This is a genomic window from Tardiphaga sp. 285_C5_N1_2 (assembly GCF_052076065.1).
GTDB classification, from domain to species: domain Bacteria; phylum Pseudomonadota; class Alphaproteobacteria; order Rhizobiales; family Xanthobacteraceae; genus Tardiphaga; species Tardiphaga robiniae.
In genome coordinates this window covers 1666111-1679473 of record NZ_CP197241.1, presented here as the reverse complement: position 1 = coordinate 1679473, position 13363 = coordinate 1666111, and the positions used below count along the sequence as shown (strand labels likewise).

Sequence of the window (13363 nt, the reverse complement as noted above, 5' to 3'; positions counted from 1 at the left end):
GACCCTCCCCGCCTAGCGAAGCTTCGCTTCGCGCGGGGGGAGGGTAAGAAAGATCACCGCCAGCCCATGCCGGGCGCCACGTGCTTCAAGATCGCCTCGATCACATGCGCGTTGTAATCGACGCCCAGCTGATTGGGCACCGTCAGCAGCAGCGTATCCGCTTCCGCAATCGCCTCGTCGCCCTTCAGCTGCTTGATCAGCGCATCCGGCTCTGCTGCAAAGCTGCGGCCGAAGATGGCGCGCTCGGAGCCGTGCAGGTAGCCGACCTTGTCCTCGCCCTCGTTGCCCCGGCCGAAATAAGCGCGGTCGCGGTCGTCCACCAGCGCGAAGATGCTGCGGCTCACTGACACGCGCGGGTCGCGCGTATGTCCCGCCGCCTTCCAGGCGTTGCGATAGAGCCGGATCTGCTCGGCCTGCTGCACATGAAACGGCTTCCCACTCTCGTCGATCTTCAGCGTCGATGACTGCAGGTTCATGCCCTGCTTGGCCGCCCATTCCGCCGTCGCATTGGTGGAGGCACCCCACCAGATGCGCTCGCGCAATCCTTCGCTATGCGGCTCGAGCCGCAGCAGGCCGGGCGGGTTCGGAAACATCGGATTGGGATTCGGCTGTGCAAAGCCCTTGCCTTGCAACACGTCGAGAAACACCTCGGTATGCCGCCGCGCCATGTCGGCATCGGTTTGGCCCTCAGGGGGCGCGTAGCCGAAATAGCGATAGCCGTCGATCACCTGCTCCGGCGAGCCGCGGGAGATGCCGAGCTGCAGCCGTCCCCCCGCGATCAAGTCAGCGCTGCCGGCGTCCTCCGCCATATAGAGCGGGTTCTCGTAGCGCATGTCGATCACGGCGGTGCCGATCTCGATCTTCTTGGTGCGCGCTCCGACAGCGGCGAGCAGCGGAAACGGTGCCGCGAGCTGGCGCGCGAAATGATGCACCCGAAAATAGGCGCCGTCTGCGCCGAGCTCCTCGGCAGCGACGGCGAGATCGATGGATTGCAACAGCGCGTCGCCCGCCGAGCGCGTCTGCGATGAGGCCGAAGGGGTCCAGTGGCCGAAGGAAAGAAAGCCGATGTTCTTCATGGGACGGGTACTCGGGGTGGGTTTGCTGACCACCTATTTAGGCGTGAATGGGAGCAAGAAAAGAGAAACGATGGAAACGCATCGTTTCCGGTGAGGCGATCATTTTCGTGGACTGCAGATCCGTGTCCACTTTCGCGCATCCCCCGGCACGACGTCACACAGCCCCTCGCCCGCACCCCTTAAACGTGCATCCTGTCACAAATCTTCTATAGGTTGACCAAAATACGGCGTTGGGCGAGCATCAGCGTCACGTCGAAAAACGGGGGGACAGGCCATGCGCGTTACGACGTCTGCCGGAGCTTTCGAAGCGAGCGCGATCGCGGGCACGCGCGCAATCATGATCGCCCTCAATTGCGATGAGGCAGCTTGCAAGGGGCTGCTGGGATTTGCGTTCCAGCGTGCCAGGGGAGCCGGCAGACCGGAATTCCTGCGATCGCTGAAAGTGTTCGAAGAGGTCGAGCCAGAGCCCGACACCGAGCACGGCGAGTATTTCACCGACAAATTTCCGATCCAGAGTTTCCTCTGGAGCGACTACACCGCGGAGCCCTGCACGACCTATCACTTCGAGGTCATCCCCGTATTTGGCGACCCGACCGCGCCCGAACTGCGCGACGCCGAGAAGCTCGCCTTCACCGTCACGACGGAGAAGGAGGACGACGGTCAACACGGCATCTGGTTCAACCGCGGCGCCATCGCCAGCCAGGCCTATGCGCGCAAGTTCAAGAACCATAAACCGACCGAAGCGGAGATGGACAATCCGAAGGACAAGCATACGGTCTGGCTCTCGCGCGGCCTGCTGGAGGCCTGCCTGGACTATATCGACACGACGAAGAAGAGCGAGGCGCTGCGCGCATGCATTTACGAATTCACCTACGCGCCCATCATCGAAGCGTTGAAGACCAAGATCGATGACGGCTTCGACGTCCGGCTGATCGTGCATGACGACAAGAAGGGCAAGAACCGCAAGGCGATGAAGGCCGCCGGCCTCGACGTCAAGACGAAGCATAACGGCGAGCCGGTGGTGATCTGGCGCACGCGGCCGCCGATCCCGCACAACAAGTTCATCATCAAGCTCGACGGTGACGCGCCGCAAGAAGTGTGGACCGGCTCGACCAACATCACGCCGTCCGGATTCCTCGGCCAGTCGAATGTCGGCCACCTCGTCCATGACAGCGACGTCGCCGAACAATACCTGAAATACTGGACGATCCTGAGCGACAACCCCACCGGCAAGCCGGCGAAGGAAGGCGTCGCGGAGATCTCGCCCTACCCGCCCGCCCTCGTGAAGCCGGGATCGCAGACTTGCATCTTCTCGCCGCGCCAGACGGCGTCGATGCTGAACTGGTATGCCGACCGGATGAGCGACGCCACGTCGTCGATCATGTTCACCGCGGCCTTCAATGTCGCCGCCGATTTCATCGAACCGCTGGCGCGCGACCGCGACTTCCTGCGCTTCGTGCTCAAGGAGAAGCCGCCCACCGCCGACGAGCGCAAGGCGCTCAAGGGCGACCGCGACCTGCAGATCTCGTTCGGCGCCGTGCTGGGCGCCGAGTTCAAGGTGGTCGACGGCAAGCTGGTCGCCAAGCGCAAGGTGAAGGAGTTTCCGCTCGACCGCTGGTTTCTCAAGGAAGAGCTCACCCGCGACGAAGGCAATATCTTCTTCGTCCACACCAAATATCTGCTGATCGATCCCCTGAGCGACGATCCCCTCATCTGCACCGGCTCGGCAAATTTCTCGGAAGGATCGCTGACCACCAACGACGAAAACATGATCCTGATCCGCGGCTCGACCCGCGTGGCGGACATCTACATGACCGAGTTCGACCGCCTGTTCCGGCACTTCTATTTCCGCGATGTCGCCAATGACGTGGCCAGCAAGCGCAAGAAAGGCGAGAAGCCGGAGAAGGTGTTCCTCGATCCGGACGACCGATGGACGGAGAGCTATTTCAAGCCCGGTGGATTCAAGTCGCGCCGCCGCGAGATGTTCTTCACGATCCCGGCGTCCAACTGGACCGTCAATGCCGCAACCCACAGCGATGACGAACCGGTGCGTCCGCCGAAAAAGAAGAAGGCAGCCAAGGCTGTAGCGAAGAAGGCGAAGACGAAGACAGCCAAGAAGAAAAGAACGAAGAAGACGGCAAAGGCTGCGTCAGCCAAAAAAGCAAAAGCCAAGACCGTCAAATCCAAGAAGGTCGCGAAGGCGAAGACCAAAAAAGCCAAGACCAAGACGACCAAGGCGAAGAAAGCCAAGACCAAAAAGTCAAAGGCCAAGTCGAAACGCTGAGCGGGGCAACACGCCGGAGCCCCCCGCTCCCGGCGCTAGCTCAGCACACCCGTCCCATCCCGCGGCGCGCCGCCGCGGGTGGCGGCGGCCTTGATGCCCCAGTCGGCCATGAATTTCGGCCGCGGTCTGTCCTGCAGCATCAGCGCGCCGCCGACCAGTGCGCGTGTCGGGATCGCATCGCGGTCGATGGCGCCTTCGAGGGTCATGGCGAGATCGCGCGCGAAGACGCGGTTGCCGATGTGCCAGGAATGGGTGAAGTCGCCGAAGAAGGTGCTCTTCTTCGGATCGAGCGTGGCGAAATAGTCCCCGCAATTGACATTGGTGGCTTTCGAATGCGCATCCGCCGGCAGGCCGACGCGGCCCGCGCGCGGCGCGACGCCGAGCCGCTTGGCATTGGAGGCCGCCAGCACGCTGTCATAGGGGTTTGAATAGTTGGTCAGCCGCAGGATGCGCTTGAACATCGGCCCCGACCAGGAATCGTTCACCGAGAGGCTCGACGACGCCACGTCGCCGGCAATGAAGGCGACCTGGCTGACGCGCCAGTTGCTCTTGAACAGCGCGCCGTCCTTCTCCGCCTGCACGAAGGCTTCCATGGCCACATAGGCGCCGGTGGAATGGCCGAGCAGATGCACATTGGTGACGCAGTCCTTCTCCTGCCCCTGCGCCAGCACGGTGATGCAATCGCTCACCAGCTTCACCGCCACTTCGGCGCCCTTGGAGCGATCCTGCCAATAGGCCAGCGTCTCGTTGTCGCTCGGCCAGTCGAAGCCGATGACGAGGCCCTTCCAGCCTTCGGCCTTGAGATCCTTCGCCAGCTGCCGCTGGCGCTTCATGATGATGTCGAGATCGTTGTTGTAGCCGTGGATGAAGACGAGGATGTCGCCAGCCACGCTGATCGAATTCTGGTTGGGGTCGCCATCCGCAATGTCGCGCACTTCCTTCACCCATTTGGCGAGATCGGTCTTGCTCGATGTCGCCATCGCCGGCGTCGGGATCGCCACATTGGACGGCACCCGCAGATAGCGGATGGTGCCGACATTCTCATTGAAGGCCGCGCCCGAGATGCCGCGCGCGGTGATCAGATAATCGACACCTGCCATGAAATCCCCCTGCCGTTCCCGCCGGGTTTCCTCCGCATCGCGCCGCCCCCTCTTTGTGAGCCAGGCACGATCGACGTGTGCCAGCCTATCGCGCAATCACAGGTGCAGCCAAGTGACCGGATGCGCGCCTCCCACGATATCGGCGCCGACGGACGGCGATGCACCGGACGCCGCACGCCCGGCTTGCGCAACCCCGCGTATAGGTATATATTCTTTGGCATGACCCATCCCTTCTTCGGCCCCATCCTCCGCCTTCGCGTCACGCCCGATGAGCCCGAGGCGCCGGATGCCTTTGTGGGCGGCCCACGCGTGCGCGGCTCCAGGCGGCCGCATGGGGATGCCAAATGCGCGCAGGTGCGCCGCCTGATCGAGACGACGGTGCTGACCTATGGCGAGATCGCGAAGCAAACCGGCGTCGGCCGCGCCTCGATCTGCCGCTGGACCCGCGACGGCGGCTGGCAGCGCCCGCTCTTCGCGCCGCGCGCCACCGACACGGTGCCCTCCGCCCGCGCCTCGCAGAAACTCAAGCTGCGAAAACTCGCCGAGCGGCTGCACGCGCTGGCGGAGCGCGCCGTGCGCGAGCTGGAAGCGCAGCCCGATGTCGACATCGACCGCCTGATGCAGGCGCTGCAAGTGGTGAAGATGGCGCGGCTGGAGGCCATGGGCCGCCGGCGCCCGCGCCGCCACATCGACATGCCCGCGCGCACCGGCCGCGAGATGATGGAGCGCGACGCTGCGATCCGCACCGCGCTGAAGGAGATGCGCCGTGGCGGCGTCGATGTGACACAGATTCCGGACGACGCGATGGCGCTGCTGGAAGCCGCGCATACGCCGCCGGAGCGGGATCATCCGGCGCTGCGGCCAAGGGGAAGCCGGCGATATTAGCGCGCCGTCACGCGCATGACTCCGTCATGCCTCCACTCTCTCCACGTCATCCCCGGGCTTGACCCGGGGATCCATCTTTGCGCCGAGCGCAGAAAGCAACGTGGATGGCCGGGTCATCTAGCGAAGCTCGCTTCGCGCCACCCGGCCATGACGTGGGGAGAGAACAGCGTGCAACACGCGGTGCCGCCCGGCCATGACGCGGAGAAGACGGAGCCTCACACCTCCACTGGCAAATAGAAATCGATCACCGCGCCCTTCTTCGTCGGCGCGAACTCGCTGTCATAGCGTTCGAAATCCGGCCGGTCGGCGACCGTGAGCCCCGATGCCGGCACCAGCTCGCCCCAGATCAATGCCATCGCGCGCTTGAGCTGCGGATGCACCGCGCCGCCATTCAGCACGATGCGAAACACCGCATAACGCGATGCCGCGATGCGCTTCGCCGCAAAGCCCTCAGGCAGCGCCGCGTCTTCCGCGACGCCGACGCCGGCCATGTAATCGAAACTGCCTTCGGCACGGTCGACATTCCAGACCACCCCATAGGTGGTCCAGCTCGGCACCTGCCCTTTGAACGGCAATGCGCCCATCAGCTTCGACCACAGTTGCGGAATGTCGGCCTTGTTCGCCTCATCGAACCGCGCCGAAGGACCTGCGACGGCGAAGGCGTCCAGCGCCACCAGGTCCGGCAAGCGGGTGACAGCGACGGCGACGTCGTCGGGCATGGTCATCGGATATTGTCCTTCGATGGGAGTGACACTGAAGCCGCGCCGAAACCGCCCCGGCGCGACGCCGAACAGGCGGGCAAACGCGCGCGTGAACGCCTCCTGCGAGTCGAAGCCGCACTCGAATGCGAGATCGACCAGCCGCAGATCGGGATCAGCGGTCAGCCGCTGCGCCGCGCGGACCAGCCTGCGCCCGCGCACATGCGCCATCACGCCCCGCCCCATCGCGGCCGAGAAAAGCCGCGAGAAATGATAGGGCGAGAGGCTGGCGCGGGCGGCGATCGTCTCGACGCTCAGGGGATCGTCGAGACGCTGCTCGATCCAGGCGAGGACGGCGACGAGATCAGGGGTGCGGTGCGGGAGAGGCTGGTTCATGCGGCGGGTATCGCATGGGCGAATGGGGGTGTCTTGATCGGTCTTGCTATGAAGTTAAAGTACGGCAAGAAAATGCGAAAACGCACGATCATTCTGGTAATATATCCAGATACTCCGCACAATCAGCTACTCTAAGATCGACACTGCTTAGCAATCGAAGACGACGCTAGAAAACGTCTGCGCTAAGCTGACAGCTCACTGACTTTGATGAAGCAAGAGCCCTCTTATGAATTCAAACCTCGAAGACATCTTTATCGACAAAAAAGGGAGAGAGATTCAGATTGATGTGAGCGATGACATAATTACTGCATACCACAACGACAAGGAAATCGGCGAATTTACCCTTAGAATAGAAGATGACAGCGACGAGTACTTTCAGCGCACTGCAGTGCATGCAGACGTTATAGACATCGATAAGGAATTCCAGAACGCGGGAATTGGTAGCGAGATGCTGAGGCGAGCATATGAGCACCACGGGATACAGATCACTCCGCCTGACACTTACTACCCCAACAAAAGCAATCGCAACACAATGAGCGGAGCAGGATATAGCCTGATGAGAAGGGGCCAAAGCCAAGGCTGGGTCGGCCCGTTTAGCGATCAGCTACCAGACGATACGGATGACTTTGATTCTACGGAATAGGCACCCACAACAGAATCACATGTTGTCATACTCTTCGTAGTGCTCTGGCTCATACAAGTCATGGAGACTTGTCGACTCGTATTTCTTGAAATGAGTTGGAAGACCTGCATGAGCAATCTCCTCAATCGAGATGAATGACAACTCGCAGGCTGTGCACTGAAATGAAGTCGCCAAATACTCGACTTCCATATACAACTCTCCTTCCGCGTACTGCTCTGGCAACTCCTTAAAGCGCTTTCCTGTAACCTTCCCGTTTGCACCACACGAAGGGCAAACCGAAACATGCTGGTTGCGACTCGGCGAGGCAAAGATCGACGAGGCCGCATCTATCAGCTTTTTCTGCTCACTAGTTGGCTTAGCCTCAAAGACTTTTCGATGAGCAGAAATCTTAGTCTTGACAGCACTCAACACCCCCTCGTTTAGCGTCTTGATCAGCTCGCTCGCGATACCAGCTCCTTGTTTACCGAGAAAACTAAAAAGCGGTTTCCCGAGAAAATTATGAAGAATTTCGACAGTATCGTAAAAACGGGCAAGCCACTTTTCGGTTCCGAGATTTTCATAGGGCAAATCTGCGGTGTGAACGTGCGCATTTCGCTGCAAGGCGAGAAATTCGCACAACTCTCTATGATGTTTCTGAAACGGATCCACGATCTTTTCTAAACGGAGATAGACCGAATGCGCTGGCAGTGATCGCGGCTTTGCGAATGCGTACCCACAAGCGTATAGGACGTTCGCATCATCTCTCGGATCCGCATTCAGTACTGGATGCACTTTTGTCAACGCGCTTCTACCCAAACATTCAATTGAGAGCGCGGCGTAAAATGCAAAGTTGGGAGAGCCATGATCATGCTCATTGGCGCGATCCATAAACAGCTTTGCTTTTATCCAAAGCCCTTCGGAATTCCACGACTGCATCTCAGTTCCCACCTATCAAAATACGCTTGAGCGTCCTATTCGCGTCCGGCCGTTTTGCTAGGCCACGAGCATGGACCATTCTATGATTGTCAATAACTAGAAGACAATTCTTCTCCCACTGAATCTGAACGCTCTCACTATGGGAGAGCTTCTGCTCTATTAGTCTATCGAGTTCCCGCGCTTCGTTTGTCATAGGTCGCATGCAATCTCTATCATAGCGAATTGCAAGCTCTCCTCCTCTAAACTCAGCGAACATGCAAAGTCGCGTTCGGATGTGTCCCGTTCGCCAAATAGCACGACAAGCCAAGTCTATCTCTGCATCGGAGAAGTGCCACTTATTGGAGTCTTGCAGCAGAGTTGGCCGCGCTCCACCGCCTGGATTGACGCAGTATAGAACCAAGTAGCGCGCTGGTTTTTCCCAATGCGCGGCATCGGTGTGAAACGGAAATTGACCGGCACCATAACGACTCGAAAGCGTATTCGTCTTCGCCAGGTCGATAGACTGCGGACTAATCTCACGAACAGGATCTGGACTACGGTCATCCACCCGTACATGTCCTAGCCGCGAAATAACGGCTTTAAGATCCTCTTCTGAGAACCCAGCCCCAAAGAAATATCCGTCGCGTCTCAAACCAATTTCATCGAGATTCACTGATTATCCCTACAAACTGTTTTTGTAGTAGGCACATACACAATTTACTGGTTGGGGCGCACTTCTTTCCAGTTCGAAGTAGAAATGTTATTAAATGAGCTTCACCCGAACGGTAGTTCGCCAGAAATATGACGACCGACCCAAACATTTTGATCCCGAGACGGCTTCTTGATTTTTAGCTTCTGTAGCTCTGCATCGGGCATCGACTGAATAAGTTCAAATGCCGCCATTCGATGAGCCCCATCGATTATGCTCAAGCCATCTGGCTTCTTTATCATCAGCGGCGCGCGCGGGAATACACCCTTATCCCGCAAATACAGAAAAGGTTGAGCAACCCGTCGTTGAGTACTCATGTCAGCGGTGCGCAAATTCATTTGCTGGACAATCTCGGTCACATCCGCACGAGCCTTCGCAGAAAGCTGTGGCAACCCACAGTGCTGCTCTTCTTGTTGCCATATGACTTGCTTCCACCAAGTCAATGGTCGGCTTCCTAACAGGCGCCCCCAACGATGATCGCCCAGCGGCTCTGGCGGCGGCCATCCACAGTCCGGTTCATTGGCGAAATAGTGAAGCCACTGCTCCACAACGTCATCATCCCAATCGGGAAGATCCTTCTGTATGTCTGCGATGGAAATCACCACGCGCCCAGGCAACCTCAAACTGTAGTAGAAGACGGCCCCGCCACTTAAATCTTTTCCGCGACAGAACATCTCCCCTAGGTTGCATTTTAGTCTCCGACTTTTCAAGCTTCTTTACTGCTTTCGCAAAAGCGAACGCATCCGGCCGTGCGATCAGGATTGAGGGGAGCCAAGAATTTGACCGAAATCTAAACATCGTAGCCGTGACGGAGCCCGGCCACGATGCTAGCCGAAGGTGACACCTTCCTTTTGGCTCTCATCCCTCCTTGAACCCATATTCCGGCACGTTGCCCGTCGCGCCGTAATACTTGTACGGCAGGAACTTGCCGGACATCGTGATCTGGACGCGGTCGCCCTTGGGATTACTGATGCGCTGCATCACCATGTCGAAATCGATCGCCGACATGATGCCGTCGCCGAATTCCTCCTCGATCAGCGCCTTCCGGGCCGGGCCGTTCTCGCGATCGATAACTTCATGATATAGTTCATATTTCCATGAATTAATGGATTTTCAGCGGTCCGAATGCTATGGTGATGCGAGGAGAACCGATGCCTATCCGCCGTCAAAGCCAGACTGTGAACGCGACCGCCCGGGTGATCGAAAATCTCGCCGAACAGCATCACGTGACTTATCGCGTGACGCCAAGCGACCAGCTCGCGCATCACATCACGCGGTTGGCAGGCGATGATGTCGCGTTCGATCCCATCGAGCAGTTGCTCGTTGGCTTGCAACGCGCCGGGCATCTCAGCCGGGTCCAGGCGGTTCGCCTGCAGGCACGGTATCTGCGCGAAACGAAAACGTGACATTCGATCCGTTCGGCGATTTCGGCACGCGCGGCTATCTGCGTAACGTGGCGCGGACCAAGGACAAGACAATCGTACGGCAGATGGAGCACCTGTCCTTTACGACAGGGCTGGATGCGGCATTCGCAAAACTCGCCGCCACACCACAACTTTCATATAATGACGTGGTCGGCACGCACAAATTGCTCTTCGAAGGCGTCTATCCGTGGGCCGGCGAGGACCGTCTGACCAACGCGGCCCATCTCGTGGTCAGTAAAGGCAACGACACGAACAGGATCGTCTTCGCCTACCCGCACGATATCCAGCGTGCGATCACCTACGCCTTGAAGCTGGGCCAGGACAAAGAAACCATGGCTGCCAGGCCTGGCGAGGTCATGGGATATCTTGCTCACGCGCATCCTTTTCTGGACGGCAACGGCAGAACGATCATGGTGATACATTGCGTGCTCGCCCAACGCGCCGGCTTCAGCATCGACTGGGCCTCCATCGACCAGAGCGACTATCTTGCCGCACTGACAAGAGAGCTTGATGAGCCCGGCAAAGGCCATCTGGACATATATCTCAAGCCGCTCATTCGGGACGCCGTTGCGCTTGATGGGCTCGCCGCCAACGTCTCGTCCGCGCCCGGTCTCGGTGGCCAGGACGAGGACGTGATCCTTGGCGATATCGCGGATGTAACATTGAAAGCGCAGTACGATGCACAAGACATGACGCGCAAAGCCGCACAAGAATAGGTCGCCGGAGCACTTGCTGTCTGTGGCAGCTGTCAAGCAATCCTTGACAACTGCCCGTCCTGCATTGTTCGAGACGGCGCTGCGCGCGCCTTACGTTTGGGGTTGAGCGCGTTACGTCTACCCCTCCTTGAACCCATATTCCGGCACATTGCCCGTCGCGCCGTAATACTTGTACGGCAGGAACTTGCCGGACATCGTGATCTGGACGCGGTCGCCCTTCGGATTGGCGATGCGCTGCATCACCATGTCGAAATCGATCGCCGACATGATGCCATCGCCGAATTCCTCCTCGATCAGCGCCTTCCAGGCCGGGCCGTTCACCATCACCATCTCGTAGAAGCGATAGATCAGCGGATCCTGCGGCGGCATCTGCACGTTCTCGGCGCGCATCGGGATCTCGTTGAGCATCGCAGTCTCGCTCTTCGAGAGGCCGAACAGCTCGCCGGCATTGGCCGCCTGCGGCTTGGTCAGCTTCATGTTGCCGAGAATGGCGCCGACGATCAGCACTTCGGAATAGCCGCCGATCTGCTCGCAGATATATTTCCAGGTCCATTCCTTCTCGCGCTTGATGTCGAGCAGCTTTTCGGTGAGGTCGGATCGCAGCATGGTTGTTTCTCCTTGGGTCTTAAGGCTTCGGGTGACGCGGCTAGCGCGTCGCGCTGTGAAGAGACGGCATCGTTGGCGCCTCGGGGAATGCGGGCCGCACCACCGGCACATGGCGCGGGTCGTGGTGCGGCGTGGTGGCGGTGAAGGTCTTGCTGCGCGTCACCAGGAAATCGATGATGTGGTTGCGCAGCGCGTAATAATGCGGGTGCTTGTGCAGATCGATGCGCGAGCGATCCCGCGGCAGCGGGTTCTCGACGATCTCCGCCAGCACGGCGCCGGGGCCGTTGGTCATCAGGAAGATCTTGTCGGCAAGATACATCGCCTCGTCGACGTCATGGGTGATCATGAAGGTGGTCTGGCCGGTCTCCAGCGTGACGCGACGCACCTCGTCCTGCAGCGTCCCCCGTGTCAGCGCGTCGAGCGCCGAGAACGGCTCGTCCATCAGCATGATCTTCGGCGTGATCGACAGCGCGCGCGCAATGCCGACGCGCTGCTTCATGCCGCCGGACAGTTCCGACGGCCGCTTGTGCTCGGAGCCCGTGAGGCCGACCTTGTCGATATAGGTCTGCGCATGGGCGCGGACTTTCGCCTTGTCCCACTTGCGCCATTTCGACGACACCGCATAGGCGATGTTGCCCATGACAGTCAGCCACGGCAGCAGCGCGTGACTCTGGAAGATCACCGCGCGGTCGAGGCTGGTGCCGGCGATCTGCTGGCCGTCGACAATGACGGTGCCCTCGGAGGGCTCGTCCAGCCCGGCGAGGATGTTGAGCACCGTGGTCTTGCCGCAGCCGGAATGGCCGATGATGCAGCCAAACTCGCCGGATGGCATCGACAGCCAGAGGTCCTCGAAGATCGTGGTGCTGCCGCCCGCCGCCGCCGGATAGCGCTTGGCGATGCCTTCGATGGAGATGAATTTGGTGGTCATCGCATTCACTCCGGAAACGTAACCATGCGGGTGAAGCGTGCCAATATCTGATCGAGCAACATGCCGACGATCCCGATCATCAGGATCGCGATAATCACATTTGTGATCGATAAATTATTCCATTCGTTCCAGACGAAGTAACCGATGCCCGTTCCGCCGACCAACATCTCGGCGGCGACGATCACCAGCCACGCAATGCCTATGGAAATGCGCATGCCGGTGAGGATCGTTGGCGCAGCCGCAGGAAGAATGACGGTGAAGGCGCGGCGGAAGGTGCCGACTTCCAGCGTGCGCGCCACATTGATCCACTCCTTGCGCACCGCGGCGACACCGAAGGCGGTGTTGAGCAGCATCGGCCACACCGAACAGATGAAGATTACGAAGATCGCCGACAGGCTGGAATCCTTGATGGTGTAGAGCGCCAGCGGCATCCAGGCCAAAGGCGAGATCGGCTTCAAGACCTGGATGAAGGGATCGAGCGCCTTGTTCATCAGCGGCGACATGCCGATCAGGAAGCCGAGCGGGATCGCGACGATGACAGCGATGAGATAGCCGAGACCGACGCGGCCGATAGAATAGCCGAGCTGGATGCCGAGCCCCTTGTCGTTCGGGCCGTTGTCGTAGAACGGCCGCTTCAGGTGCTCCCAGAGTTTGGCGCCGACATCGAGCGGACCGGGCATCGCGGATTTGCCGGAGGTGGCGGTGAGCCCCATCAGCTTTGCGTATTCCGGCGACATGGTGCCGACGCTCAAAGTCTGCCGCGTGGCGAGGTGCCACACGCCGATGAAGGCGAGGAAGATCGCGATGGACACGACGGCGGCGCGGAAGCGAAGGGATTGGATCATCTAGTCTGTTCTCTGGTGATCGTCACACACTCTGCTGTCATCCCCGCGAAGGCGGGGATCCATAACCTCCGGCTCTCGGATCGAGCGCAACCCTCACCATGCCGCCACACAGACACGGTGTGTATGGGTCCCCGCCTTCGCGGGGACGACAGCCTGAGT

14 protein-coding genes and 1 pseudogene are annotated in these 13363 nt (G+C 59.7%); 5 read left to right on the top strand and 10 right to left on the bottom strand.

Annotation, left to right across the window (positions count from 1 at the left end; all coding sequences use genetic code 11):
• Positions 1-53: 53 nt before the first annotated feature.
• On the bottom strand, positions 54-1076 hold the full coding sequence (locus AB7951_RS07805; protein WP_120292783.1) for an LLM class flavin-dependent oxidoreductase: 1023 nt from the start codon (positions 1074-1076) through the stop codon (positions 54-56).
• A gap of 274 nt (positions 1077-1350) precedes the next feature.
• Between AB7951_RS07805 and AB7951_RS07800 the strand changes: the two genes are divergently transcribed.
• Positions 1351-3360, top strand: a complete 2010-nt coding sequence (locus tag AB7951_RS07800; protein ID WP_120292785.1) for a phospholipase D-like domain-containing protein — start codon at positions 1351-1353, stop codon at positions 3358-3360.
• Between the two features lie 35 nt (positions 3361-3395).
• Here the strand turns inward: AB7951_RS07800 and AB7951_RS07795 are convergent, their stop codons facing one another.
• Positions 3396-4460, bottom strand: coding sequence for an alpha/beta fold hydrolase (locus AB7951_RS07795; RefSeq protein WP_120292787.1), 1065 nt, complete (start codon positions 4458-4460; stop codon positions 3396-3398).
• A gap of 120 nt (positions 4461-4580) precedes the next feature.
• Between AB7951_RS07795 and AB7951_RS07790 the strand changes: the two genes are divergently transcribed.
• Entirely contained in the window at positions 4581-5345 is a 765-nt protein-coding gene (locus AB7951_RS07790) for a hypothetical protein (protein WP_439066575.1), read from the top strand.
• Between the two features lie 215 nt (positions 5346-5560).
• On the opposite strand, the gene AB7951_RS07785 is transcribed toward AB7951_RS07790, so the two are convergent.
• The gene (locus AB7951_RS07785) at positions 5561-6439 is read right to left on the bottom strand and encodes an AraC family transcriptional regulator (RefSeq protein ID WP_120292789.1); all 879 of its coding nucleotides are present in this window, start codon (positions 6437-6439) and stop codon (positions 5561-5563) included.
• Between the two features lie 226 nt (positions 6440-6665).
• On the opposite strand from AB7951_RS07785, the gene AB7951_RS07780 reads away from it, so the two are divergent.
• Positions 6666-7082, top strand: a complete 417-nt coding sequence (locus AB7951_RS07780; protein WP_439089844.1) for a GNAT family N-acetyltransferase — start codon at positions 6666-6668, stop codon at positions 7080-7082.
• A 15-nt stretch (positions 7083-7097) separates the two neighbouring features.
• Here the strand turns inward: AB7951_RS07780 and AB7951_RS07775 are convergent, their stop codons facing one another.
• The 4 genes and pseudogenes from AB7951_RS07775 to AB7951_RS07760 form a co-directional block, all read right to left on the bottom strand.
• Positions 7098-7997: a hypothetical protein gene (locus AB7951_RS07775; RefSeq protein WP_120292793.1), complete on the bottom strand. Its 900-nt coding sequence runs from the start codon at positions 7995-7997 to the stop codon at positions 7098-7100.
• Between the two features lies 1 nt (position 7998).
• Positions 7999-8190 carry a TauD/TfdA family dioxygenase gene (locus AB7951_RS07770; protein ID WP_441256111.1) on the bottom strand — a complete coding sequence of 64 codons (192 nt, stop codon included), beginning with the start codon at positions 8188-8190 and terminating at the stop codon, positions 7999-8001.
• Positions 8191-8750: 560 nt separating this feature from the next.
• Positions 8751-9290 carry a hypothetical protein gene (locus tag AB7951_RS07765; protein ID WP_147421741.1) on the bottom strand — a complete coding sequence of 180 codons (540 nt, stop codon included), beginning with the start codon at positions 9288-9290 and terminating at the stop codon, positions 8751-8753.
• 253 nt (positions 9291-9543) lie between these two features.
• Positions 9544-9777 (bottom strand): annotated as a pseudogene (locus tag AB7951_RS07760) (cyanase); the annotation flags it as partial.
• Positions 9778-9836: 59 nt separating this feature from the next.
• Here AB7951_RS07760 and AB7951_RS07755 point away from each other — a divergent pair.
• A complete protein-coding gene (locus tag AB7951_RS07755) occupies positions 9837-10091 on the top strand; it encodes a hypothetical protein (RefSeq protein ID WP_120292799.1) in 255 nt (84 codons plus the stop codon).
• Entirely contained in the window at positions 10088-10825 is a 738-nt protein-coding gene (locus AB7951_RS07750) for a Fic family protein (protein WP_120292801.1), read from the top strand. The genes AB7951_RS07755 and AB7951_RS07750 overlap by 4 nt, the downstream gene beginning before the upstream one ends.
• A gap of 117 nt (positions 10826-10942) precedes the next feature.
• Here AB7951_RS07750 and cynS read toward each other — a convergent pair whose 3' ends face one another.
• Genes cynS through ntrB form a run of 3 tightly spaced genes read right to left on the bottom strand, consistent with a single transcriptional unit; the run spans position 10943 to position 13204 of the window.
• Entirely contained in the window at positions 10943-11431 is a 489-nt protein-coding gene (cynS, locus tag AB7951_RS07745) for a cyanase (RefSeq protein ID WP_092146678.1), read from the bottom strand.
• 40 nt (positions 11432-11471) lie between these two features.
• Positions 11472-12359, bottom strand: coding sequence for an ABC transporter ATP-binding protein (locus AB7951_RS07740; RefSeq protein WP_120292907.1), 888 nt, complete (start codon positions 12357-12359; stop codon positions 11472-11474).
• A gap of 5 nt (positions 12360-12364) precedes the next feature.
• On the bottom strand, positions 12365-13204 hold the full coding sequence (gene ntrB / locus AB7951_RS07735; RefSeq protein ID WP_120292803.1) for a nitrate ABC transporter permease: 840 nt from the start codon (positions 13202-13204) through the stop codon (positions 12365-12367).
• Positions 13205-13363 lie beyond the last annotated feature (159 nt).

Bases quoted from the DNA above. Each gene is read 5' to 3' on its own strand.
- ntrB (WP_120292803.1), bottom strand. From the start codon at position 13,204: ATGATCCAATCCCTTCGCTTCCGCGCCGCCGTCGTGTCCATCGCGATC.
- AB7951_RS07795 (WP_120292787.1), bottom strand. From the start codon at position 4,460: ATGGCAGGTGTCGATTATCTGATCACCGCGCGCGGCATCTCGGGCGCG.
- AB7951_RS07805 (WP_120292783.1), bottom strand. From the start codon at position 1,076: ATGAAGAACATCGGCTTTCTTTCCTTCGGCCACTGGACCCCTTCGGCC.
- AB7951_RS07790 (WP_439066575.1), top strand. From the start codon at position 4,581: ATGCGCGCCTCCCACGATATCGGCGCCGACGGACGGCGATGCACCGGA.
- cynS (WP_092146678.1), bottom strand. From the start codon at position 11,431: ATGCTGCGATCCGACCTCACCGAAAAGCTGCTCGACATCAAGCGCGAG.
- AB7951_RS07770 (WP_441256111.1), bottom strand. From the start codon at position 8,190: ATGACAAACGAAGCGCGGGAACTCGATAGACTAATAGAGCAGAAGCTC.
- AB7951_RS07740 (WP_120292907.1), bottom strand. From the start codon at position 12,359: ATGACCACCAAATTCATCTCCATCGAAGGCATCGCCAAGCGCTATCCG.
- AB7951_RS07785 (WP_120292789.1), bottom strand. From the start codon at position 6,439: ATGAACCAGCCTCTCCCGCACCGCACCCCTGATCTCGTCGCCGTCCTC.
- AB7951_RS07800 (WP_120292785.1), top strand. From the start codon at position 1,351: ATGCGCGTTACGACGTCTGCCGGAGCTTTCGAAGCGAGCGCGATCGCG.
- AB7951_RS07775 (WP_120292793.1), bottom strand. From the start codon at position 7,997: ATGCAGTCGTGGAATTCCGAAGGGCTTTGGATAAAAGCAAAGCTGTTT.
- AB7951_RS07755 (WP_120292799.1), top strand. From the start codon at position 9,837: ATGCCTATCCGCCGTCAAAGCCAGACTGTGAACGCGACCGCCCGGGTG.
- AB7951_RS07780 (WP_439089844.1), top strand. From the start codon at position 6,666: ATGAATTCAAACCTCGAAGACATCTTTATCGACAAAAAAGGGAGAGAG.